Here is a 22,993-nt window from a genome sequence, read left to right as displayed (position 1 = left end):
CCATGGTGCGACGCCAGGAACCCCGCAAGCCCGCCAAGAACCGACCGAACCCGCTCGACGCGGCGAAGATCACCTACATCGACTACAAAGACACCGACCTGCTGCGGAAGTTCATCTCCGACCGGGGCAAGATCCGCAGCCGCAGGGTCACCCGTATCAGCTCCCAGCAGCAGCGACAGGTCGCCGCAGCTATCAAGAACGCACGGGAGATGGCACTGCTGCCGCACTCCGGCTCCAGCAAGTGATCCGCGGCCAGGGGCAGCCGTCGCGACACGGCACGGGGTGACGTCCGAAAGACCTCAGCAGCACGCCGCAGCGCCGACAGCGCGCCCGGAGGCGTCCACGCCGGGAAAGGTGTCCGGTTCCTCCCACTGGATGTTCTCGGCGCGCAGCGCCCGGCTGAGCCGGGCGAAGGCGCGGCGGTGACGGTCGTGACCTTCGGGGTCGTTGCGAGCCTGGTCATGCAGCAGCGCGGGGCAGGGCCGCGGCCAGGCCGTCAACCACGACACAGCACGGCGGCAGAGCCCGGCGAGGCACTGCCGGGCCTCCGGCGCGACAGACCCCAGGGCGGCGGCGGGGTGCGGCGGCACGGGGTCGCGGCGAGACGGAGCAGTTCGGTCGGTCGACGCCTCTGCCCGAAACCCCGACCCCGGTCCTGCGACTGCCCCGGCCCCGCCCTGGAGGGACGGGCGAAGAAGGTGGTCGACGACGCGGCGGTGACGAGGCCGCGGGCGGGCGGTGACCAGACCTCCGGAAGCACGACCCACACGACCGGCCCCTCCGCCGCGGCCTCGCGGCAAGAGCGAACTGTGTCCCCGGACACAGGCGTTACGCCCCGGCACAGACAGAACGACCAGGCGCTGTGACGGGCCGGGCCGCGGAGCGGTGAGACCGGGCCGACGACACCGGCACACCCTCGGCACCGGCCCGGAAGGGCGGAGGGAAGGAGGCCGACGACACAGTGAGGCGGCGGCGGGCGGGCGGTGGCATGCGGGTTCACGAGACACGCGCTGCCGACGCCGAGACCAGTGTCCGCCTCCACGCTGTCAACGGGCTGGGTAGGTGGTCAGCTGCGGTAGGGCTGCATCTGCCAGATGTTGGCACTGTCCAGGCGGGCAGTGCCGCCTTCGGCGAAGAGCTGGATGCCGTCGCTGTCCGGGCTGGGGAAGATCTGGTCGGTGATCACGGCCTCGCCTTGGCCACCGAATACCTCGACGGAGGACCAGTCGACCAGGATCCGGAGCTCGATCTTGCCGTTCCTGGGTGTCAGCGGTGCGCGCTGGATGCCGGGGAAATCGCTGTGGAAGTCCACCGCGCCCGAACGTGTCCGGTCGACGTATAGCTCCTGGGTCTTCCTGTCGTAACCGATGACGGTTTCCTGGCCTGGGCCCGTGCGCACCTTGAATCCGAAGCGCTTGGCGTCGGCGAGGGTGAACGTGGCCCGGATGTCGAGTGCCTTGCCGTCGGCCCGGCCCGCTGCCAGCGATATGGAGCCTTCCGCAATTCTGGTGCCGCGCACGCTGGTCAGGGGTCCGTGGAGCGACGCCACAGTGGACACGGGCTGCTGCGTCAGCCGGATCCGGCCGTTCACTGTGCGCAGGGCCATCTCTCGCGGGATGCTCTGTGCTCCGCGCCAGGGGGAGGTCGGAGTGCTGTTTCCGTACTGCCAGTTGTTCATCCAGCCGATCATGCGGCGCTTGCCGTCCGGGCTGTCCTCCCAGGAGACGGCAGCGTAGTAGTCCTTGCCGTAGTCGACCCAGTCGGCTCGCTGGAGGTTGGAGCGGGCCGGCTGATCGGCGGTGACGAAGTGGTCGGCCATGATGTGGCCCCAGCCCGCCGTGTTCATGTCGACGATCTGGACGGCAGCCTGCTTGCCCTGGTGGGCACGGAGGTCGAAGGAGGCCCAGTCCAGGGCTCCGCTGTCGGCTCCGGTCGTGCTCTGGACGACCTGGCCGTCGATGAGGAGATTGACCGTGGTCTCCGTGGAGCGAGGGCGTGCGGGGGTGTCGGACAGCATGGCCTGGTCGAGCAGGATGTGTCCCCAACTGCCGGTGTTCTCGTCGACGACCTCGATGCGCGCGGTTCGGCCGACGAGGTCGCCCAGGTCCCAGGAGACCCAGTTGAGGGATTCCGAGTCGGTGCCGGTGGCACTGCGTACCGTCTTGCCGTCGACGACGAGCCGGACGGCGGTGGGCGCGTCGGACCCGGAGGGGTGGTTGCCTCCGCCGACGAGGAGGTTGAGGTGCTTGGCGGTGATGGTGAACTCCGGCGAGACGAGGGTGCCCGTGCTCGCGTCGCCCCCCAGGAACGTGTTCACCAGGCCGGTGCCCGTGTGTCCGGACACCGGATTCTGGCCTGGGAGGGTGCCGTGTGCGGGGCCGTTGCCGAAGGCGGTGCCGGTGGTGGTCCATGAACCGTAGGTGTCCTGCTCGAAGTCGGCGAGGGTCTCGCCCGCGGGTGCGGGTGAGTCGCCCATCACGGAGCCGGGGACGTATGGGTGACGGCCACCGCCCACCTTGAAGTTGAGGTACGGGCTGTCGACGGTGAAGGGCGCGGAGGTGAGGGTGCCGGTCTCGGCGTCGCCACCGTGGAAGCTGTCGACGAGCCCCCTGCCCTCGAAGCCGACCGTGCCCGAGGAGCCGGGCGCCGGCGCCGGGACCGGTCCGTCGCCGAAGGCGGTGCCGGTCGTCCGCCAGGTGCCGTAGTCGGCCCCCTCGAAGTCCTGTACCACCACTCCGGGCGGAGGTGTGTAGGAGCCCTCGTCGTCGGGCGTGAACTTCGTGCCGTCGAAGTCTCCCACGAAGTACTGGGCGGCCGAACCGCCGGCGATACCACCGGGGTTGATGTTGACGACGAGTGCCCATTTGGTGCGCGTGGGGTCGCCGTCGACGGGCAACGGGAAGAGGTCCGGGCACTCCCAGACGCCGCCCACCGCGTTCTGCGGGCCGAAGTCGCTCAGGTGCGTCCAGGTCTTGAGGTCCTTGGAGGAGTAGAACCGGACCTTGTGCTCGGTGGACAGCGACACCGTCATCAGCCAGCTCCTGGTGGGCGCGTACCACTGGACCTTGGGGTCGCGGAACTCCTTCGACCCGATATCGAGCACGGGGTTACCGGCGTACTTGGTCCAGGTTCGGCCGCGGTCGATGCTGTATGCCAGGGACTGGGCCTGTTTGCCGCTGTCCTTGTAGTGGCTGGTGTAGACGGCGACCATCGCCGGGTTCGTACGGGTTCCGAACCCCGTGGTGTTGCCGTGGTCGACGACGGCGCTGCCGGAGAAGACCATCTCCCGGTCGTCGTGGGGTATGGCGAGGGGGAGTTCCTGCCAGCGCACCAGGTCCTTGCTGACGGCGTGGCCCCAGGACATGTTGCCCCAAGTGCTGCCGCTCGGGTTGTACTGGTAGAAGAGGTGGTACTCACCCTGATACCAGACCAGTCCGTTGGGATCGTTCAGCCAGTTCTTCGCAGGACTGAAGTGGAACTGCGGGCGGTACGTCTCCGTGTACGGTCGGCTGCCCTCCGCCGCGGCCTGCGGGGCGACGGAGGCGACGGCGAGTGCGCATGTCGCTGCCGTGGCGGCGGCGAGGCGCAGCGGGACACGGCGGAGTGCGGGGGCTCGGCTCATGGTTTCTCCTGCACTGTGGGCGTCGTCGTGTCCGCGTCCGCTGCGGTGGGACGACGCTGAGGGATTCGCGGTGCCGGGCGATGGGGCAGCCCGGAAAACGGGTGTCATCGATGACACACGACAACGATGACACCCGGTGCGGAGTGATGATGTGTGGGCTCCGGACCTCACGTCAATGGCCTGGTCCGAGTTGGTTCAGGCCGCCGGTTCAGTCGGCGAGGTGCCCGGCCGCGGCTGACGGCAGCTGCAACTGGCCGGCCCACGGCGGGTTCGGCCCGACGACGCCGCAGGTCAGCGCCGCGACCCGAGCGGCGAAAAGGCAGGCGTCGAAGACGTCGTCGACCCGCAGATCCGTCAGTCGTCCGCCGAGGAGCCCCTTGGCGCCGAGATGATGCAGGAGGCCTGCCGTGAAGGAGTCGCCCGCGCCGACGGTGTCGACCACATCGGTCGAAGGCGCCGGCACGGTGGCCCGCTCGCCGTTCAGCGAGGCGACCGCGCCGCGCTCCCCTCGCGTGATCACGACGAGCGGCACACCTGCCGTGTGCCAGGTGTCGCAGGCGCGCTCGACCGTGTACTCGGGCAGCAGGAGTTCCAGGTCGTCCTCGCTCAGGCGGAGGATGTCCGCGGTCGCGCACCAGCGCGGCAGGCGTTCGCGGTAGACCTCGGGCGCCACGAGCAGCGGCCGGACGTTCGGGTCGATGGAGATCGTGGCGGAGGCGGAGGCGCGGGCGAGGAAGTCCTCCACCACCCTGCCGCCGGGCTCGCGCACCAGGGCCAGGGAGCCCGCGTGCAGGCAGGTCGTGGAGGCCAGGTCCGCGGCGGCGAGTTCGTCCGCTGTCCACTGCCAGTCCGCGGTGCCCTGGGCGTGAAAGGAGTACGCGGCCCGGCCCTGGGCGTCGAGCTCGGCGACGGCCAGCGTGCTGGGCTCGGGTGCGTGTATCGCGGCCGTGAGGTCGACACCCGAGGCTTCCAGGTGCCCGCGGAACAGACGCCCGAAAACATCGTCGGACAGCCGCGCCAGGAAGCGCGCGGGTGTTCCCAGACGGGCGAGCGCCACGGCTGTGTTCGCCGGACCGCCGCCCGGCAGGACCCGCAGGGAAAGCTCGCCCGGCACGGCTGCGGGGACGGTGAAGGCGTCCGCGACGCATTCTCCAAGGACGGTGACCAGAGGCAGGCGCATGGCTCGTTCTCTCCAGGTGGGCAGCGCGGGAAGGCTGCGTTTTCAAGGGGCCTTGAGGGACGCTCACGGAGAGGGGTGCTCTCGATGTGAGGCGGTGCAGGCGGGCGGCGTTGCCGATTTGTGACGGCAGGAAGGCATTGACGTTTCCGGGTGATGGAGTTCATCATCCTCCGCAAGTGGTGTCAACGATGACATCGGTCAACGATGACATCACTCCAGTGCGTTCGACAGCAGCAGTCGCTTTGCTCTGCGGCACCTCGACCCGCGGCCATTCCGCCCTCGTCCAGCAGGAGATCAGCCATGCTTCGCAGAAACCGCACCACCTTCGCCTCCATCGGACTCACCGCTCTCGCCGCCGTCTCGGCGCTGACCCTGACGGCCTGCGGCTCCGGTGCTCAGGGTGGGTCCGGCGGCGACGGGACCAAGGTCGGTCTGATCACCAAGACGGACACGAACCCGTTCTTCGTGAAGATGAAGGAGGGCGCCGCGCAGGCCGCGAAGGCCAACGGCGTCGAGCTCGTCAGCGCGGCCGGAAAGTTCGACGGCGACAACGCGGGACAGGTCACCGCAATCGAGAACATGGTCAACTCCGGGGTCAAGGGCATCCTCATCACGCCCAACGACTCCAAGGCGATCGTCCCCGCCCTCGAGAAGGCACGTGCCAAGGGCGTCCTGGTCATCGCGCTCGACAGCCCGACCGACCCGCAGGACGCCACCGACGCCCTCTTCGCCACCGACAACGTCAAGGCGGGAGAGCTCATCGGCCAGTACGCCAAGGCGGCCATGGCCGGCAGGGGGGCGAAGATCGCCACGCTGGACCTCGCACCCGGCGTCGCGGTGGGCGTGCAGCGCCACCAGGGCTTCCTCAAGGGCTTCGGCGTCGCAGAGGGCGACCCGTCGATCGTGTGCATGCAGGACACCGGCGGCGACCAGGCCAAGGGCCAGACCGCGATGGAGAACTGCCTCCAGAAGTCCCCGGACATCAACGTCGTCTACACGATCAACGAGCCGGCCGCGCTGGGCGCCTACACCGCGCTCAAGGCCAAGGGCCTGGAGAAGAAGGTGCTCGTCGTCTCCGTCGACGGCGGCTGCACCGGCACGAAGGCCGTCAAGGAGGGCAAGATCGCGGCGACCTCGCAGCAGTACCCGCTCCAGATGGCGTCCCAGGGCGTCAAGGCGGTCGCCGACTTCGCCAAGAACGGCAAGAAGGCATCCGGTTACACCGACACCGGCGTCACGCTCATCACCGACGCGGCCAAGACGGGGGTCGACTCCAAGGACACCGCCTACGGCCTGGAGAAGTGCTGGGGCTGATCCCGATACCAGGGTGCGCTGCGGACGTGACAAGCCGCTCCTGAGGCCGAGCGGTCCGAATCCGGCCCCCGTCCAGGAGGCCGGCCGCCCCCAGGGCCTGTTCGGCGAGCAGCTCTCCGGCATCCCTCTGGCGAACCCCGCTCCACCGACCATCGATCACCGGCAAGGACCCTCATGACTGCCACACCTCTGCCCTACGATCAGCTGAAAGGACCGACCACGGTCCGCCGGCTGCTCACCACACCGACCACGGGCCCGCTCGTCGCCCTGCTGCTGGCCTGTGTCTTCTTCTCCCTGACGACCGAGCAGTTCCTCTCCGGCGGCAACTTCTCGCTGATCGTCCAGCAGGTCATGGTCGTGGGCACGCTGGCCATCGGCCAGACCCTGATCATCCTCACCGCCGGCATCGATCTGTCCTGCGGTGCCGTCATGGCGTTCGGCAGCATCGTCATCGCCAAGACGGCCGCCGAGGGCGGCCTGCCACCTCTCGTCGCGATCGCCCTCGGCCTGGCCGTATGTGCGGGCTTCGGACTGGTCAACGGCCTGTTGGTGCAGATGATCCCGCTCCCGCCGTTCATCGTCACCCTCGGCATGCTGAACGTGGCATTCGCCCTGACCCACATCTACTCCGCCGAGCAGACGATCACCAACCTTCCCGCACCGCTGACCGCCCTCGGTGAGACGTTCCCGCTCGGCAACACCGACATCACCTACGGCTCGCTCGTCACGATCGCCCTGTTCCTGCTCTTCGCCTACGCGCTGAGCGGCACCTCCTGGGGCCGGCACGTCTACGCGCTGGGCAACAGCCCCGAGGCCGCCCGCCTCAACGGCATCCGCACCTCCCGGCTGACGATCGGCCTCTACACCCTGGCCGGGGCCGTCTACGGGATCGCGGCGCTGCTCCTGATCTCCCGCACCGGCGTCGGCGACCCGCAGGCCGGACAGACCGACAACCTCGACAGCATCACCGCCGTCGTCCTCGGGGGCACCAGCCTCTTCGGTGGCCGGGGCGCCGTCCTCGGCACCTTCATCGGCGTCCTCATCGTCGGTGTGTTCCGCAACGGTCTGCAGCTGATGGGGGTCGCTTCCATCTACCAGACCCTGATCACCGGTGTGCTGGTGATCCTCGCTGTGACCGTCGACCAGATCTCCCGGAGGAAGGCACGATGAGCACTGCCGATGTCACGCCCGTGCTCCAGGCCCGCGGCCTGGTCAAGCGGTACGGCCATGTCACCGCCATCGACGGTGCCGACTTCGACCTGCTGCCCGGCGAGGTCCTCGCCGTCATCGGCGACAACGGCGCCGGCAAGACGAGCCTGATCAAAGCCCTCACCGGCGCGATCACCCCCGACGAGGGCGAGATCCGGCTGAACGGCGAACCCATCAGATTCACCGGGCCGCAGAGCGCCCGGCAGCACGGCATCGAGACCGTCTACCAGGACCTTGCCGTCGCCGCCTCCATGGACATCGCCTCCAACATGTTCCTCGGGCGCGAACTGCGCCGACCGGGCTTCCTCGGCAGCGCGCTGCGCATGCTCGACAAGAAGCGCATGCGCCAGGAAGCGGCCGCTCACATGGCCGACCTCAAGATCGGGCTGCGGTCGCTGACCCAGCCGGTGGAGACCCTGTCCGGAGGCCAGCGCCAGGCCGTGGCGGTCGCGCGGTCCGTCGCCTGGGCCAAGAGCGTCGTCGTGATGGACGAGCCCACCGCCGCGCTGGGCGTCAAGGAGTCGGGACAGGTCCTCGACCTGATCCGCCGAGTCCGCGACAGGGGAATGCCCGTGGTCCTGATCAGCCACAACATGCCGCATGTCTTCGAGATCGCCGACCGCATCCACATCCACCGGCTCGGCCGCCGCGAGGCACTGATCAAGCCCTCCGACCATTCCATGGCGGAAGTCGTCGCCATCATGACGGGGGCGCTCCGGGTGGACGACGATGGAGGTACGGTCGTTGCCGACGCGGATGCCGCCAAGGCGGCAGGCGTGTCCGCCCACTGAGTCGCCGCAGGGGCAACACCGCGCAGAACGCAGGATCGCCGCGCGGTCAGGACAGCGGGCCCGGCCCCGGGCAGGGGCCGGGCCCGACGAACGCATAGGAACGGTGGTACATGGCCGCGAACCGCCGCCCCACACTGGCCGATGTCGCCAGAGAAGTGGGCGTCAGCGCCAAGACGGTGTCCCGGGTCCTCAACGAGGACGGACCGAGCTCTCCGCAGACCCGCGAACGTGTACTCGCCGCGGTCGCGAAGCTCGGCTTCCAGCCGAACCTGATGGCCCGCAACATCCGCGTCGGAGGACCCGACACCACCGTCGGCCTGGTCGTGCCGGACCTGGGCAACCCCTTCTTCGGAACCGTCGCCGGGGGCATCGAGGACGTCGTACGCGGCCGGGGGCTCACCCTGCTCATGGGCTCATCGGCCGAAGACCCCGACCGTGAGCGGGCATTGATCCAGACCTTCCTCGCCCGGCGCGTCAGCATGCTGATGGTCGTTCCCGCGTTCGGAGCCGACCACAGTCACCTCAAGGCAGCGCGTGCCGCCGGGCTGCCGGTGGTGTTCCTCGACCGGCCGGGAGTCGGCCTATCCACCGACTGCGTGGTCAGCTCCAACCGGACCGGCGTCCACGAGGGCGTTGCCCATCTCATCGCCCGCGGTCACCGCCGGATCGGTTTCGTCGGAGACCTTCCCGCCAAGCTCTACACCCGGCGCGAGCGGCTCGCCGGCTACCGCTCGGCACTCGCCGAGGCCGGACTGCCCTACGACCGGACCCTGGTGACCGGCGCCCACAGCCAGGCCGGGGCCGCCGCCGAGACCACCGCACTGCTGAACCTGCCGAATCCACCCACCGCCATATTCGCCGGAAACAACATGATGGCCCTCGGAGTCATCGCCCAACTCACCCGCGCGGACCGCAAGGACATCGCACTGATCACCTTCGACGACCTCCCACTCGCCGAGACCCTCGAACCCGCACTGACCGTTGTCGCCCAGGACCCCGCGACCATCGGCGAGACAGCGGCCGAGACCGCGCTCGCCCGCCTGGACGGCGACCGCACCCGCGCCCGGACCATCATGATCCCCACCCGTCTGGTGGTCCGCGGCTCCAGCGAACTGCTCCCTCCCGCTGCCGGCTCGACAGCGGCCAGGAACTGAGCACCACGGTCCTGGGGCATCCCGGGCGTCCTCGTCACCCGCTCGAACTCTTTCAGAAGTCGGTGACGATGCGGTCCAGGTTGACGCCGCCGGTGTCGGTGGATTCGTGGCTGAGACGCACGGGGTTGGGTCCGGCGCTGAGAGGCACATACACGGTGGGGTCCGCCCAGGTGTTCCAGTCGACGTGGGTGGGGAGCGACAACTGCGTCGGGTGGCCGTTGACGGTCAGGGTGAGGGTTTGGTGTGTTCCTGTGGCGTTGGCATAGCGCAGGGTGAGTGGGCAGATCCCGGCGGTGGGGCTCTGGAGGACGAACGCCGCGGTTTCGCCCGGCCGATTGAGCCGGTCAGTGAAACCGGTGCCGGAGCAGCCGCCGTGGTCGGCGATGCTCTGGGCACCGCCGCTCAGTGTGGCGGACTCGACCTCGACGCGGAGGGCGCATCCGGGAGAGCCCGGTGCGATGCTCAGGTGGTCCAGGTTGATGTTTCCGGTGTCACGCCGGAACGGGTGCAGGAGATGGTGGTGACACCTGCCCGGAGGGGAACTTCGACAGAGCGGTGTCCCCAGGTGTCCCAGTGGGAGAGCGCCGGCAGGCTGATGCGGGAGGGTTCCCCGTTGACCGTCATCGTCACGGTCCTGGGCGAGCCTGTCGCGTTGGCATAGCGCAGGGTTGCCGTGCGGTTGCCGTCATGGTCGGCCGGGACCGTGAAGGTGGCGGAGGCGCCCTGGTTCCAGTAGCCGTCGGCGAACCCGTCTCCGGAGTAGTCGAGATGGTCGGCACTGGTCTTCGCTCCGCTTGACGGAATCGCGGTCTCCGCCTCGTACCGGGTCTCGCAGGACGGTGGCCCCTCCTGGATCGCGAGACGGTCGAGGTTGACGTTGCCGGTGTCGCCGCCTCCGTAGGAGTAGGTGATCGTGTTGCCACCAGCGTTGAGGGGAATGCGGATCTGCTTGTCGGCCCAGGTGTCCCGTGGGCACGGACGGCACCCGAACCTTCCCCCACCACGCCACCGCCGGACCGGTGGTTCGCGGATGCCCAATGGCTGATCGCGCGGCGCGTCGTCTCCGGCACCGAGGTCGGGTTCGCCGCCAAAGCCGGCGCGAACGAGGAGCCGCACAACCACAACGACGTCGGGTCCTTCATTCTCGCCGTAGCCGGCGAACCGCTCGTCTCGGAGCTGGGCGCGGGATTCTACGACCGGGACTACTTTTCGCCGATACCCGCTACGAGACACCCGCGGCGGGCTCCCACGGACACAACGTCCCGCTGATCGACGGCGCCCGCCAGCACGACGGCCCCGAGGCACGCGGCCGGCTCAAGGACGTACTGGCCGAGCCGGGACTCACCAGGCTATGCTGCGGCCTCTCCCCGGCGTACGACGTCGAAGGACTGGAGGTCGCCGAACGCGAACTCCTGCTGACAACCACGTCGTTGCGGTTGCGCGACCGGTTCGCGGCATCCAGACCACTGGCGATCGTGGACCGGCTGGTGTCGTTCTTCCCCATCGAACTCGACGGCGAAGGCGCCGTCATCCGGGGGAACCGGTCCGTGCTGCGCCTCGCCTTCGCCGGCACGGGGTGGAGCGCGGCCGTCCACCGGATCGACTGCCGGGGGCGAACCGGCGCACCGGTCCCGGTACACGCCCTCGACCTGTGCCGCACGGCCACCGAGGCCGAACTCACGGTGACCATGGACCTGCTCCCACCGCTCCGGGAGGCCCCGAACGATCAATAACAACCACCTTCCGCAGACCTCTGGGAACGCCGTCGAACACCCTCGTACTGTCGGCCGTCCCCCCTCAGCGAGGAGATGAAGCATGCATGGGCTTGTTCAAGAGCCGACCAGGTACCAGACCAGGGGCAACAGCGTTCGCAGTGGTGTTGGCGCTCGTCGCGGCGCTCGCCTCGGTGATCATGCCCGCAACACCGGCGCAGGCCGACGGTGTGCTCTCCGTCGAAGGGGAGAGCCCGACGACGACCAACTTCCCGGCCGCGTTCTCCGACGCCCGCGCGTCCGGCGGAAAGCACCTGAGGGTGTCACGGCCGACGAACCCGCCGGTGGCCCCTACACCGCCACGTACACGGTCCCCGTGCCGACCGCGGGGCTGTACACCTTCATTGCGGACATGACACCGCTGCGGAACGCCTCCTGGGCATCCGCCGTCTCGATCACTGTCAACGACAAGCCCTACGAGACGACGCCGACCTGCACGAACACCTCGATCGCGGAGATCCGCCGGGCCTCGCTCGGCGGGGTGTGGCTCAAGCAGGGCGACAACAAGGTCACCTTCTCGGTGGACGGTCACCGCTCCGACGATGCCCGCTACCTGGCCTGCATCGACAGAATCCGGTTCGAGGCCACGACCTTCCGGGTGAGCGCGATCGACAGCACGGCTCCGCTGGACATGTTCCAGAAGGGCGACGAGGTCGCCCTGGGTCTCCGGCTCAACGCCAGGCCCAACACATCGGCGTCGGTGGATTATCAGGTCCTCGACTACTGGGACGCCGAGGTGGCGTCCGCGGCCGTCCCCGTCCCCGACGGTTCCGACCGGGTTTCGGTGGCGCTCGGGAAACTGCCCATCGGCCACTACCGCATCAAGGCGTCGATCGCCGGCGGAACGCCTTTCGTCCACGAGTTCGCCGTGGTCATACCTCGCACCGACCGCCCCGAGATCACTGACTCGCCGTTCGGTATCGACGCCGTCGGCAGTTGGTCGATCCCCGCGGACAAGCAGGAGGAGGTCGCCGCGGCGCTGGGCCTCAGCGGAATCACCTGGGTCCGCGGAAGGACGAGCTGGAACGACGGCACCAACCCGTCACCCGGCGTCTTCGACTTCGCGAAGGAGTCCACGATGGGGGACTCCTACCGGCGCGTCGACGCGCAGGGGATCAACCTCCTGGCGGCCTACCACTCGGCCCCGGCCTGGACGAAGGCGCACCCGGGGGACGTGATGCCCGGAGACCTCATGGCGGCCTACAAGTACGCGCTGGCGACGGCGAACTACCCGCAGATAGATGCCTGGGAGATCTGGAGCGAAGGGGATGCTCCGGGCAGCAACCCCTTCAGTTCCGGCAACGAGAGCGCCGACCTACCGCCTCAAGGCCCAGCCCGACCCCACGTATCTGCGGGTTAACGGCGCCCAGGTGGTGACCGGGAAGTTCGATTTGCGCCCCGTGGCGTCGGCCCGGTCCTCACTCACCCTCACTCCCGCGCAGCGGGTCGTCGTGGCGCAGCGCTACGGGGACGCCGCGCGTGCGGACTCGAAGGCGCAGGGATACCGGCTGTCCGGGGACGAGGCCAACACCGTCGATGTGCAGTTGTACAACCTGAACGATGTGGCCGTGACCGGCACTCTGCACGCCGAGGCGGACAACGGGTGGCGGACGGCGAACACTCAGCCGCAGGTCACGATCCCCGCGATGTCGTCGGTGACCGTGCCCGTGAAGGTGAGTGCCGGCCCCGGCACGGTGATGGGCATCCGCGGCGAGCTCCGGGTGAGCGCGGACTTCGGTGGTCAGAAGACGTCGCCCTCGGTGGCCGAGATCACCGGTTCCTCCGTCGCGGGTACCGCAGGCCATGTGCTCTCCGCCGACGGGAAGCACGCGGTGCGGGTCGTCTACACCAACATCACTGACAAGCCGACGCGTCTCGCCGCCGTCAAAGTCCGGTTCGGCAAGGAGAAGGTGACCGCGCCCACCCGCGGCGCCATGGTGTGGCCGGGCAGGTCGCTGCCGGTGGACGTGCCGATACCGGGTACGGCGAAGGACGGCACCGACTACCGCGTGCAGTTCGTGACCTCCGGCGATGCGGCGCATCAGCTCGCGGGGACGGTGGGGGTTCCGGCCGCGGATGTGATCGCCGAGGCCGGACCGCGGCGCAGATCGACGGGGCACCACCGACCGCGAGCGTCGGAAAGGACTCCGGGTTGTCGGCCGACGTGACCCTGGCCTGGTCGCAGGAGGCCCTTGTCGTCGATGTCTCCGTCGCGGACGACGTCCAGCGGCAGCCCTTCACCGGGCAGAAGATCTGGCAGGGCGATTCCGTCCAGGTGGCTCTTGCACCGGGGTTCCCGGGAGAGACGATCTCCGCGGGCGCCGAGTACGGCGCGGCGCTCACCTCGTCCGGGGCGCAGAGCGTGGTACTCCGCAACATGGATGGCAGCCCGGGCACCGGGACTGCCGCCACCAGCACCGTGACGCGGGACGAATCTGCCAAGAAGACGCACTACCGAATGTCCCTGCCCTGGGCGGAGCTGACACCAGCCGCTGCGGACCAGCGCCTGCTGAGCGTCTCGGTCCTGGTGAACGACGACGACGACGGCCGCTCGTTCCTCGCGTGGGGCGGCGGCATCTCCAATGTCAAGGACTCGAACCAGTACAACGCTGTGACCCTGGTGGACTGACCGTCCTCCTTCGGCGTTCCGCCGCCGCGGCTCCGGCCGAGGCGACGGAACACCGTCTTTCTGAACTCCCTCGCAGGCTCATCCGTGACAACTTCAGATCACCGCCCCGGCAGCAGCGGACGGCCGATACCCGGGCCCTCGTTCACGAGCATCTCCATGAACTGACGCGGCCGCCCGCTGACCAGCCATGACGCCATCGTGAACAGCAACGCGGCGACCACCACCCGCACCGGGCCGACCGCCCCTGCCGAACCCGACCCGGCACCTACGAAATCGGCATCAAGGTCACCGACAGCGATATCGATGCCCTGCCCATGCGTCGGCACCGCTTCCACTGCGCTGGAACTGCACTCTCCATCCCCAACCTCGCGAGACCACCAGTACAGCCGAGGGTTTGCGGTCGGCCAACCGTCCTTCCCCGCCCGGCTCCGGGCATCTGCGAGACCCGGATCTGACCGGTATGTCCGAACAGGCCCTGACGAAACCGCCCGGCCAGGAAAGCCGGTACCTCACCCCTCCTCGGGGAACGTCCCGTCTCCTACCGTTCCGCGGAGGCTCGGCGGCCGTCATGATTTCAGCTCGGGGCAACCGCCCCGCGGCCGAGGAGATTCAGTGCTGTGAACCCGAGCAGCCTGCGTGCGGCCGAGGTGTCGACCGGCGCCGTGCGCCCGGGCAGCGGGCGCCGCAGCACGGTGGTGGGGTGGTAGCGGCGTAGCAGTTCCTCTGTCGGGTAGGGCACGATGATCTCGGGGGCACAGAGGTGTACCGCGTGCGCCTCACGGCCGGGTACGTCCAGGGCCAGCAGCGCGGCCCTCGCCGCGTCATGGACCTCGAGGTACGTCCACAGGTCCCTTGCCCCGGCGGCCGGGTCGGCCGTGAGCCGGGCGGCGTGCGCGTGCAGCCGTTCCTCGAACCCGCCCACGTACGGATAGCGCAGGCACACCACGCTCATTCCGTGCCGCCGAGCCATCATCTGCGCTGTCAGCTCGTCGACCTGTTTGGACAGGCCGTAGGGGTCGGCCACCTGGGAGGCCATCTCCTCATCAACCGGTGCGTACGGCGGATGCGGATCCTCGACGTCCGTCCAGGGCAGGCCCGTGACCCCCCAGGAGCTCGCCACTGCCGCATGCCGGATCCCGGCCCGGCCGGCCTCCTCCAGGACGGTGAAGGTGGAGAGACTGTTGCCCGCGAACACCTCGAATGCAGTGTTGCGTGCGGGAGTCGGGATCGCCGCCAGGTGGATGACCGCGTCGGCGCCCTCCAGAGCCGCTCGCACGGTCTTCGCATCGGCGGCGTCACCGGCGACGACCAGTCGCGCCGCGAGATCGCCGGGATCGTCGAGGACCAAGGCATTCGCTTCGATTCCGCGCTCGGCGAGCAGCGCGAGAACCGCTCGCCCGATCCGTCCGGCGGCCCCGGTGACCATCGCTCTTCCGGCCATCCAGTCACTCTCCTGCGTCGGTGTGTTTACTCGTAGGCGCGCACGGCGACGATGTGCGCCGACGCCGCCCCGTTGGTGGCTTCGACGATGACCCGGATCGCCGATGTGGTGACCTGTTCCGTCGGCGTGTGCATCTCGCGTCGCCGCCGATTCCGTGTCGTACGGGCGATGACACGCCAGCTGCCGTCAGTATTCAGTGCCTCGATACGGTAGTCGCGAAGGAGGGTGGGGAGGGTGTCGAAGGGCGTGCGGTGGTGGTGCAGGTTGATCAGGTCCTCGTTGACGTCGTCGTCGGCGAGGACCTCGATCCGGCCCAGGGTGACCGGTTCGGGCCAGGTCAACTCGAGCCAGGGGGAGGGTTCGTCCGCCAGTGGTGCGGAGACCCACATGTGCGGTCCCGCGTACGGGCGGGCGTAGCCGTCGGTGGCCTTGGCGGGAGAGTAGGCCGCGGTCTCTCCCGTACGCAAGCAGAACGTGTGGCGCAGGAGACCCGTGTCCGTCCACTCGCGCAGCGGCTGCGGCGATTCGTCCGACGGGCGCAGCGGGACGCGCGTGAAGCACAGGACGCCGGGGGTCGGACGGTCGGAGCGGTGCAGGGCGAGGGCGTCGTTGGCGCGGATGACCAGAAAGGCGTTGCGCGGGGTTTCGGGAGACCAGCAAAGGCCCGTCTTGAGCCATTGCCGGGCACCGGCGGCGACGGGCAGGGTGGTGGAGGTGACGAGGCGGCGCGGGACGTAGTTCTGGCCGAGTTCGGGGTCGTACAGATCGATCACGACCTCGGTGTCGCGGTCGGCGTCGACGAGCAGCTCCACCCCGGAGAGATCCGGGTCCGCGGGGAGGACGAGCCCGGCGTCCGCCGCGAGCGGCCACAGCTCGTCGGACTCCTCGACTGCCAGGCCGCTCAAGGTGGACGATGCCGTGGCCGTCGCCCGCAGGGCCAGGTCCTCCGGGTCCGTCGAGGCGAGACCGATGAGCGAGGCGTCCTGGCGCAGCAGCGTCCTCTGCAGCTCGGGTACGGAGAGTCCACGCGGGGTGACATTTGCGGCGGCGCAGAGTGCCGCCGCCGTGCCGGCCGCCTGACCGACTGTGGCGCAGGTCGCCATGACGCGGGTCGAGCCGAAGGCGACATGGCTGGCGGAGATGTTGCGTCCGGCGAAGAGCAGGTTCGTCGTGTTCACCGAGTACAGGCTGCGGTAGGGGATGTGGTAGATCCCGTCCGCGTAGCGCTGCTTGGCGCCGTCCCCGTCGGAGTACATGCCCTTCGGCGGATGCAGATCGATGGACCAGCCGCCGAACGCGACCCGGTCGTCGAACTCGGTCTGGCCGAGGATGTCACCCTGATGGAGCACGTAGTCGCCGAGGAAGCGCCGGTACTCGCGCTTTCCGGGCACCGAACCCACCCACTCCAGCGTCATGTTGGCGGCATCGAACTCTCCGGAGTTCTTGATGTGGTCCCAGATGCCGTGGATGACCGACCACAGCTCGTCACGGATGCGTTCGTTGTCGTGGACGGTGTCGAGCTCGCCGCCGAACTCGATCCACCAATATGCACAGCCGTTGTCACCGGACTTGATGATGCGGCGCTGCGGGATGGAGGTGCGGGAGATGTCCTTGGCGAAGTCCGGCGGCACGAACTTGACCGGGTGGCCGGCATCCTTCGTATAGAAGAGGAGCGTCGATCCCAGGGTGATGGTGTCGGCCGTCTCCGGGGCCCATGCCTCGTCGTACTGGGCTCGGGATTCCCGGCCGATGCGGTGGTGAGCGCCCGCCAGGTGGCCGATCAGGCCGTCTCCCGTGCAGTCGAGAAAGAAGGAGCTCTCGAAACGTATCCGCCGTTCCGAGCCCATCATCCAGCCGGTGACCGAGGTGATTCGCCGGGCCTGGTCCGGACCTTCGGCATCGACTTCGCGCACATCGGTGTTGAGATAGAGCGTGATACCGGGCTCGGTGCGCACGGCGTCCAGGACCACGGAGTCCCAGTAGTACGGGTTCCCGTCCGGGTTGCGGAACTGGTTCTCCACGAGCAATTCGCCCATGATGCCGCCCTCACGGGCATGGTGATTCTTGCCGTGGCCGGTTGCGCCGCACACCCAGACCCGAACCTCGCTGCTCGCGTTGCCACCGAGCACCGGCCTGTTGTTGATCAACGCGACGCTCCGGCCGAGCCGGGCCGCGGCGATCGCCGCGCAGACCCCGGCCAGACCGCCGCCGACGACGGTGATGTCATGCCGTGCGGTTTCGTTCCTCATGTCGTACGTCACTTACTTCCAGTCGGGGTTGGCGGCGAGGCCGTAGTAGATGCGCGGGGCACCATCGAGGGTGAGGGTGACCTTGCCGTCGGACGCTTTCAGACGGCGCTCCTGTCCGATGCAGTTCAGCTCCCGCACCGTGCCGTCGGCCGTCCCCGAGTGGGCCACGACAGGGGTCCTGGTCGTCCAGGTGTCGATCCAGGGCTCGGGTGACGGGTACCAAGGGTCCTCGCCATGATCGGAGTTGAGGATGTACCCGTCCTTGCGGCTCCAGATGATCGACACCGGTCCGTCGGGAGTGGTGAAGAGGAGCCCCTTGATGTCCTGGTCCGCGAAGGCGAGATGCCGAACGAAATCGGCCTCGTCCAGGACCCGGGCGGCGGTCGCGAAGGCGAGCATCGAGGGCTTGGCGCTGGTGTCGCGGTTCATCAGGCCGTAGTGGTACTCAGGGTTGGCCGGGTCGGCCTCCTGAGGGTGATGGATCACCGAGTCGTGCAGCTGGTACCAGTTGACGGCGCGCACCTTCTCGGACTTGGCGAGAGCGAGCGTGAGCAGTGTGTTCTCGGCGGCGTGCCGGTAGGTGTCGCTCCACCACGCGTTGGGCCGGGTCGGCGCGTACGCCTCGGTGAGCCACAGCTCCTTGTCGCCGCCGTACTCCTGAAGGACCTGGTTCGCCTTGCGCAGCGCGCCGAGGAAATTCCAGTACGTGCCGGACGACCCATGCGTCCACTCCTCGGGCGGCGGTGCGAAGTCGGGTGTGAAATTGCCGCGGCCGGGGTGGAAGGCGAAGGCGTCGATGAGGTCCCAGCCGCCCGCGTCATGGAAGTTCTCGGTCCATACGTAGTCCATGCCACCGAGGCCGGCGTTCATGACCTTCATCCGCGAGCCCGCCGCGTCGAGGCGCGTGGTGACCTGGCGCAGACCGTCCCGGACGTAGGCTTCGGCGCCGCGGCCCGACATCCAGGGCTGGTTGACCTCGTTACTCACCTCGAAGTACGCGGCCTCGGCGTCCAGGGCCTTGGCGACATTCGTGTCGGCCCAGGCCGCGATCTGCTCCGGACTGCCGCCCACGGGGATGCCGCTCAGCTCCACGTTGTGCCCGATGCCGTTCGCGTCCAGGGTCGCGGTGTCGATGCCCGGGGCGCCTGCGTAGGCGATGCGGATCCACTTGATGCCGAGTGTTCTGACCAACCCGAGTACGGCGTCCTTGCCGGGCTTGAGCAGCCAGGGGTAGTTGGCGAGGCCGAACATCGACTCCTTGCCCGCCTTGTACGCGAACTCCGGGAGAACGCTCAGATTCGTGCGGGCCAGCGCCTTGTCTTTGCCGCTGACCACCTCCACCCCGGTGAACACGAGGTTCTGCGAGGGGGAGGTGACAGGGAAGGAGGTGTTCCAGGCGGCGCCCGCCGCCAGGCTCCTGGAGAGCCTTCCACCGGCGATCTTCCTGCCGCCGAAGTCCCGCGCCCACCAGGTGAGCGTCACCCTCCTGGCCGCGGCGGAACCGTTGACGACCTGCGTCTTGAGCGTCATCGTCTGCCCGGTCGCCTTGTAGAGGTTGAACGGCTGGTCGGTCCACACCTCCACGCCGAGCGGCCTCCCGGCGGCGATCGCTCCCGCACCGCGCGGCCGCAGATCGCCGAGGACCAGATCGGCCTCGGCGACCGCGGTGCCCGCGCCGGTCGAGGTGCCGGGGGAATGGACCCAAGTGGCGTTCGTGTTCGCGGGGTTGGTGGACGAGAGGCAGAAGAAGCCCTTCGAACCCGCCCACGTCTCCACGTACGCGCCGCCCGCGTTCACCTCGTACGGAATGCCGCCCCGGGGGTCCTTCTCCCAGACAGTCAGTGCTTCGTACGACTCCGCCGCGCTCGCTTCGTACACCGTGCGGGAGAACATGAAGCCGGCCGGTGTCAGCGTGCTGGACCCGTCGACCTCCCACTTCATGTGTGCCTTGTGGGGGGTGACGTCGAAGGTGCCACGCACCGTGACCCCGGCCGTGCCGCTCGCCATCGTGTACGTGATCTGAATCGCGGGTCGCCCGTCCGGGAGTGTTGTCCGGGCGGGCGTGCCGCCGAAGGTGCGCTGCTGGCCGAGCACGGTGTCCTTGATCATGAAGTGGCTGAGCAGGACGCGGTCGGTGCCCGCACCGTCCTGCACGAGGACGCTGCCGTCGCCACGGCCGACCAGGGCGATGCCGTCGGCCTCGATGGTGACCGGGTCCGCGGCGTACGCGGGAATGGTCGGCAGCAGTGCGGCGCCGGTGGCGACGGCCGTGGCCTGGACGAATCTGCGTCGGGCGACTGACATGGAGGTGCCCTTCTCTTGGTCGGGGGGTTCCGGATGCTTCGGAGGTTTCGAAGCGGAAGGCGTGATGAGGGAGTCGAGGCTCGGACGTTGGTCCCGGTGGAACTCAGCCCTTGACTCCGGTGAAGCCGAGCCCGGCGACGATGTACTTCTGGCAGACCACGAAGACGAGCACCGGCGGTGCGACGGCGAGCACCATCGTGGCGATCAGCTGATCCTGCGGAGCCTGCGTGGCGAGTTGGGCCAGAGCGACGCTGATCGGCTGCCTCTCGGGGTCGGTGATGGCCACCAGCGGCCAGATGAAGTCCTTCCAGGAGTGCATCACCGCGAGCAGGCTGATCACCGCGAGCACCGGCTTGCTCATGGGCAGCACGATCTTGGTGAGCAGTTGCCGGGTGCTTGCCCCGTCGACCCGCGCCGCGTCGAACAGCTCCTTCGGCAGGGCGTCGAAGAACTGCTTGGCGAGCAGCACCGTGAAGGCGTTCGTGCCGGCCGGCAGCCAGATCGCCCAGTAGGTGTCGCCCAGGTTGAGGTGGAGGACCGGCACATCGATCACGGTCATGAAGAGGCTGACCATGTTCACGGTGTACGGCACGAACATCGTGGCGAGGACCGCCCCGTAGACGACCTTGCCGAACTTCGGTTTGAGCACCGAAAGGGCGAAGCCCGCCGTGGCCGAGACGAAGAGCTGGACGAACCACGAGCCGCCGACCACCAGGAAGGTGTTCATCAGATAGCGGCCGACACCCAGATCGGTGTACGCCGTCGAGAAGTTGCCCAGGGCCGGCCGGTCCGGCCAGAGGGCAAGGGGCTGAGTCGTGAGTTCGGTGGGCGGTGAGACCGCGCCCTTGACCATCCAGTACAGCGGACCGATACCGATGAGCAGCAGCAGGATCAGGGTGAATATTTGGATGGAGCGTACTGCCGCGCGTACGCCGGGGCGTTGGCGGTCGTTGGCGGAGACGAAGGTGGTGAGCGTGGTCATGACGTGCTCCAGCTGCGGGTGGCCCGCAGATAGACCGCGGAGAGCAGGGCGAGGGCGAGCACCATCAGGAAGGAGAGCGCGGCGGCCTGGCCGTACTCGCCGTCCTGGAAGGCGTACCGGAAGATCAACAGCAGGACCGTGAGCGTGGAGTTCTCGGGTCCGCCGCCGGTGAAGACATAGGGCTCGGTGAAGACCTGCACCGTGTTGATCAGCTGGACGAGCAGCAACAGTCCGATGACTGAACGGAGTTGCGGCAGCATCACATGCCAGATCCGCCGCCAGATCCCGGCTCCGTCCATCTCGGCGGCTTCATAGAGCTCGCCGGGGATGCCGACCATCGCCGCGAGGTAGATCAGGACGGCGCCGCCCATGCCCGCCCAGGTGGCCTCCAGGACCAGCGAGAGCATGGCGCTGCCGGAGGACTCCAGCCACGAGTACGGGCCGAGCCCGACCTTGCCGAGAGCGTTGTTGAAGAGCCCGCTCCCGGGATCGTAGAACCACTTCCAGAGCAGGATCGCCACGACCGGTGGGATGACCACCGGCAGATACACCAGGAAGCGGTAGACGCCGGCGCCGCGCCGCACCGTCGACATGACCGCGGCGAGGATCAGCGGTGCCGGGAAACCGATCAGCAGACCGAGGGCCACGAAGAACAGGGTGTTGCCGACGGCGGTGCCGAGCAGCGGATCGTCGAACAGGGCACGGAAGTTGTCCAGGCCGATCCAGACAGCGGGCTCGACGAGGTTGGTCTCCTGGAAGCTGAGCAGCAGGCTGCGCACGATCGGCCACCAGGCGAAGAGCCCGAATATCAGCAGTGTGGGGACGAGGAACAGCCAGGCTGTGAACTCTTTGCGGGCGCTGGTGCCACGCCGCGGCGGGGTTGGCGGCACGGACTCCTTGGACACAGCGGCCGGGCGCCGGGACGGAGTGAGCAGGGCCATGGGCCGGCTACTTCTGGTCCGCGATGAGCTTGGCATTGACGTCCTTCTCGGCCGAGGCCAACAGGGCGTCGATGTCGGCGTCGCGCTCGGTGAGCACCGCCTGGACCACCGGGTCGAGCGCGGTGTACAGCTTCTGCGCCTGGTACGGCGGCTCCGGCTTCAGCCTCAGCGTGGCGAGGCCGTCGGTGTACGGCTTGAAGTTCTGAAGTTTCACATTGACGTAGGGCTTGATCGCGGCGTCGATCTCGGTCTGCCGTTTCCTGTCGAAGACCGGCAGCGTCGGCACGCCCACCGCGGACTTCGGGTCGGCGGAGAGCGCCTTGGCCTGCTCGGCGGCGATGTCGGTGCTGTACTGCGGCTTGGCGTAGGCGAAGGTCAGCCACTCGACGGCGGCTGCCGCGTGCTTCTTGTCGACGGACTTCGGGACCATGTAGATGTCACCGCCGGTGAGCGTCGCGTCGCCGCCGGACTGCGGCATCGGGGCCGCGCCGAAGGCGTCGGTGTTCTCCATGCCGAACTGCATCTTCGCCAGCCGGTACGTTCCCGGGCTTCCCATGAACATGCCGACCTGCCCGGCCGCGAACTGCTTGATCACGTCGTTCTGATTGTTGAGGAGGGTTTTGCCGAGGGAATCGTCCTTCCAGCGCATGTCCTTGAGCAGCCGCAACGCCTTCTTCGTCGGCTCCCCGGTGAGCACCGCGGTGTACTTGCCACCCTGCTCCTTCTCCAGCTCGCCACCGAAGGCGTACGACAGCATCGTCAGCTGCCAGCCGCCCTGGTTGTCCTTGGACTCGTGGACGAAGCCCGCCTTGCCGGTCCTGTCACTGATGCTCTTGGCCGCGGTGCGGACTTCCGCCCAGGTGGTCGGCGGTCTGTCGGGGTCGAGACCGGCCTTCTCGAAGAGCTCGCGGTTGTAGACCAGGCCCTGGGCGTACGGATTCTGCGGTACGCCGTACACGTCGTCGGCGCTGTCGGTCAGTGGCTGGAGCACCTGGGGGTTGAACTCCTTGAAGTGCTTCCACTCCCTGAGCCGCCCGGTGATCGGCTGCACCTGCTTCTGCTGGATGAGCCGCTGCGGCTCGGTCAGCGGCACCTTGATGACGTCCTCGACATTGCCGCCGGACAGCTTCGCGGAGAACGTCAGCGGGTCGAAGACCGTGGTCGAACCCTTGACCTTGATGCCCGGGTTGGCCTTCTCGAAGTCGGCCACCTGTTTCTTGAACAGGGCGACCCCCGGCTTGTCGGTGGCCGGCGGCATGCCCTGAACCCGCAGCACGAGATCGCCGTTCCCGTCGGCGCTGCTCGGGACGAGGGAGGAACAGCCCACGAGAGTCGTGGTCAGCGCCATGCAGCCAAGTATGGCTGCACAGCGGGAGTTTCTGGGCATAACGGCTCCAAGGGGGCA

Annotated in this window: 21 protein-coding genes; 9 read left to right on the top strand and 12 right to left on the bottom strand. The window is 68.4% G+C overall.

Features of this window, described 5'->3' with window-relative positions:
• Positions 1 to 2: 2 nt before the first annotated feature.
• On the top strand, positions 3 to 245 hold the full coding sequence (gene rpsR, locus ACFYW1_RS04340; RefSeq protein ID WP_388986738.1) for a 30S ribosomal protein S18: 243 nt from the start codon (positions 3 to 5) through the stop codon (positions 243 to 245).
• Between the two features lie 54 nt (positions 246 to 299).
• Here rpsR and ACFYW1_RS04335 read toward each other — a convergent pair whose 3' ends face one another.
• The 3 genes from ACFYW1_RS04335 to ACFYW1_RS04325 all read right to left on the bottom strand — a co-directional run bounded on the left by ACFYW1_RS04335 (position 300) and on the right by ACFYW1_RS04325 (position 4,802).
• Entirely contained in the window at positions 300 to 500 is a 201-nt protein-coding gene (locus tag ACFYW1_RS04335) for a hypothetical protein (protein ID WP_388986735.1), read from the bottom strand.
• Between the two features lie 566 nt (positions 501 to 1,066).
• Positions 1,067 to 3,622, bottom strand: a complete 2,556-nt coding sequence (locus ACFYW1_RS04330; RefSeq protein ID WP_388986733.1) for a GH32 C-terminal domain-containing protein — start codon at positions 3,620 to 3,622, stop codon at positions 1,067 to 1,069.
• Positions 3,623 to 3,830: 208 nt separating this feature from the next.
• Entirely contained in the window at positions 3,831 to 4,802 is a 972-nt protein-coding gene (locus ACFYW1_RS04325; protein ID WP_388986730.1) for a carbohydrate kinase, read from the bottom strand.
• A 300-nt stretch (positions 4,803 to 5,102) separates the two neighbouring features.
• On the opposite strand from ACFYW1_RS04325, the gene ACFYW1_RS04320 reads away from it, so the two are divergent.
• The 4 genes from ACFYW1_RS04320 to ACFYW1_RS04305 all read left to right on the top strand — a co-directional run bounded on the left by ACFYW1_RS04320 (position 5,103) and on the right by ACFYW1_RS04305 (position 9,270).
• Positions 5,103 to 6,116: a sugar ABC transporter substrate-binding protein gene (locus tag ACFYW1_RS04320; RefSeq protein WP_388986727.1), complete on the top strand. Its 1,014-nt coding sequence runs from the start codon at positions 5,103 to 5,105 to the stop codon at positions 6,114 to 6,116.
• A 174-nt stretch (positions 6,117 to 6,290) separates the two neighbouring features.
• Complete coding sequence (locus tag ACFYW1_RS04315) at positions 6,291 to 7,286, top strand: ABC transporter permease (RefSeq protein ID WP_388986724.1); 996 nt, start codon at positions 6,291 to 6,293, stop codon at positions 7,284 to 7,286.
• The gene (locus tag ACFYW1_RS04310; protein WP_388986721.1) at positions 7,283 to 8,116 is read left to right on the top strand and encodes an ATP-binding cassette domain-containing protein; all 834 of its coding nucleotides are present in this window, start codon (positions 7,283 to 7,285) and stop codon (positions 8,114 to 8,116) included. The genes ACFYW1_RS04315 and ACFYW1_RS04310 overlap by 4 nt, the downstream gene beginning before the upstream one ends.
• A gap of 110 nt (positions 8,117 to 8,226) precedes the next feature.
• Positions 8,227 to 9,270 (top strand): LacI family DNA-binding transcriptional regulator, encoded by a 1,044-nt coding sequence (locus tag ACFYW1_RS04305; RefSeq protein WP_388986718.1) that lies wholly within the window; start codon positions 8,227 to 8,229, stop codon positions 9,268 to 9,270.
• Positions 9,271 to 9,322: 52 nt separating this feature from the next.
• On the opposite strand, the gene ACFYW1_RS04300 is transcribed toward ACFYW1_RS04305, so the two are convergent.
• Both ACFYW1_RS04300 and ACFYW1_RS04295 read right to left on the bottom strand, forming a co-directional pair.
• Positions 9,323 to 9,472, bottom strand: coding sequence for a hypothetical protein (locus ACFYW1_RS04300; RefSeq protein WP_388986715.1), 150 nt, complete (start codon positions 9,470 to 9,472; stop codon positions 9,323 to 9,325).
• A 260-nt stretch (positions 9,473 to 9,732) separates the two neighbouring features.
• Positions 9,733 to 10,392 (bottom strand): carbohydrate-binding protein, encoded by a 660-nt coding sequence (locus tag ACFYW1_RS04295; protein ID WP_388986712.1) that lies wholly within the window; start codon positions 10,390 to 10,392, stop codon positions 9,733 to 9,735.
• Positions 10,393 to 10,700: 308 nt separating this feature from the next.
• Here ACFYW1_RS04295 and ACFYW1_RS04290 point away from each other — a divergent pair, with 308 nt between their 5' ends.
• The 4 genes from ACFYW1_RS04290 (at position 10,701) to ACFYW1_RS04275 (ending at position 13,671) form a co-directional block, all read left to right on the top strand.
• A complete protein-coding gene (locus ACFYW1_RS04290) occupies positions 10,701 to 11,003 on the top strand; it encodes a hypothetical protein (RefSeq protein WP_388986709.1) in 303 nt (100 codons plus the stop codon).
• Between the two features lie 391 nt (positions 11,004 to 11,394).
• On the top strand, positions 11,395 to 12,402 hold the full coding sequence (locus tag ACFYW1_RS04285; protein ID WP_388986707.1) for a hypothetical protein: 1,008 nt from the start codon (positions 11,395 to 11,397) through the stop codon (positions 12,400 to 12,402).
• A 40-nt stretch (positions 12,403 to 12,442) separates the two neighbouring features.
• Positions 12,443 to 13,210: a hypothetical protein gene (locus ACFYW1_RS04280; RefSeq protein WP_388986704.1), complete on the top strand. Its 768-nt coding sequence runs from the start codon at positions 12,443 to 12,445 to the stop codon at positions 13,208 to 13,210.
• A complete protein-coding gene (locus tag ACFYW1_RS04275; protein WP_388986702.1) occupies positions 13,195 to 13,671 on the top strand; it encodes a sugar-binding protein in 477 nt (158 codons plus the stop codon). Before ACFYW1_RS04280 ends, ACFYW1_RS04275 begins: the two co-directional genes overlap by 16 nt.
• 98 nt (positions 13,672 to 13,769) lie before the next feature.
• Here ACFYW1_RS04275 and ACFYW1_RS04270 read toward each other — a convergent pair whose 3' ends face one another.
• The 7 genes from ACFYW1_RS04270 to ACFYW1_RS04240 form a co-directional block, all read right to left on the bottom strand.
• Complete coding sequence (locus ACFYW1_RS04270) at positions 13,770 to 14,006, bottom strand: hypothetical protein (RefSeq protein ID WP_388986700.1); 237 nt, start codon at positions 14,004 to 14,006, stop codon at positions 13,770 to 13,772.
• Positions 14,007 to 14,245: 239 nt separating this feature from the next.
• Positions 14,246 to 15,112, bottom strand: a complete 867-nt coding sequence (locus ACFYW1_RS04265; protein ID WP_388986697.1) for an NAD-dependent epimerase/dehydratase family protein — start codon at positions 15,110 to 15,112, stop codon at positions 14,246 to 14,248.
• 26 nt (positions 15,113 to 15,138) lie between these two features.
• Positions 15,139 to 17,361 (bottom strand): FAD-dependent oxidoreductase, encoded by a 2,223-nt coding sequence (locus ACFYW1_RS04260; RefSeq protein WP_388986694.1) that lies wholly within the window; start codon positions 17,359 to 17,361, stop codon positions 15,139 to 15,141.
• Positions 17,362 to 17,373: 12 nt separating this feature from the next.
• Positions 17,374 to 19,665 carry a hypothetical protein gene (locus tag ACFYW1_RS04255; protein ID WP_388986691.1) on the bottom strand — a complete coding sequence of 764 codons (2,292 nt, stop codon included), beginning with the start codon at positions 19,663 to 19,665 and terminating at the stop codon, positions 17,374 to 17,376.
• Between the two features lie 103 nt (positions 19,666 to 19,768).
• Positions 19,769 to 20,647, bottom strand: a complete 879-nt coding sequence (locus tag ACFYW1_RS04250) for a carbohydrate ABC transporter permease (RefSeq protein WP_388986688.1) — start codon at positions 20,645 to 20,647, stop codon at positions 19,769 to 19,771.
• Positions 20,644 to 21,588, bottom strand: coding sequence for a carbohydrate ABC transporter permease (locus ACFYW1_RS04245; RefSeq protein WP_388986685.1), 945 nt, complete (start codon positions 21,586 to 21,588; stop codon positions 20,644 to 20,646). The genes ACFYW1_RS04250 and ACFYW1_RS04245 overlap by 4 nt, the downstream gene beginning before the upstream one ends.
• A gap of 7 nt (positions 21,589 to 21,595) precedes the next feature.
• Entirely contained in the window at positions 21,596 to 22,936 is a 1,341-nt protein-coding gene (locus tag ACFYW1_RS04240) for an ABC transporter substrate-binding protein (RefSeq protein WP_388986682.1), read from the bottom strand.
• Positions 22,937 to 22,993: the final 57 nt, after the last annotated feature.

The sequence above is a fragment of the Streptomyces sp. NPDC002669 genome, assembly GCF_042889165.1.
Classification (GTDB): domain Bacteria; phylum Actinomycetota; class Actinomycetes; order Streptomycetales; family Streptomycetaceae; genus Streptomyces.
This window is presented reverse-complemented; position numbering and strand designations above follow the sequence as displayed.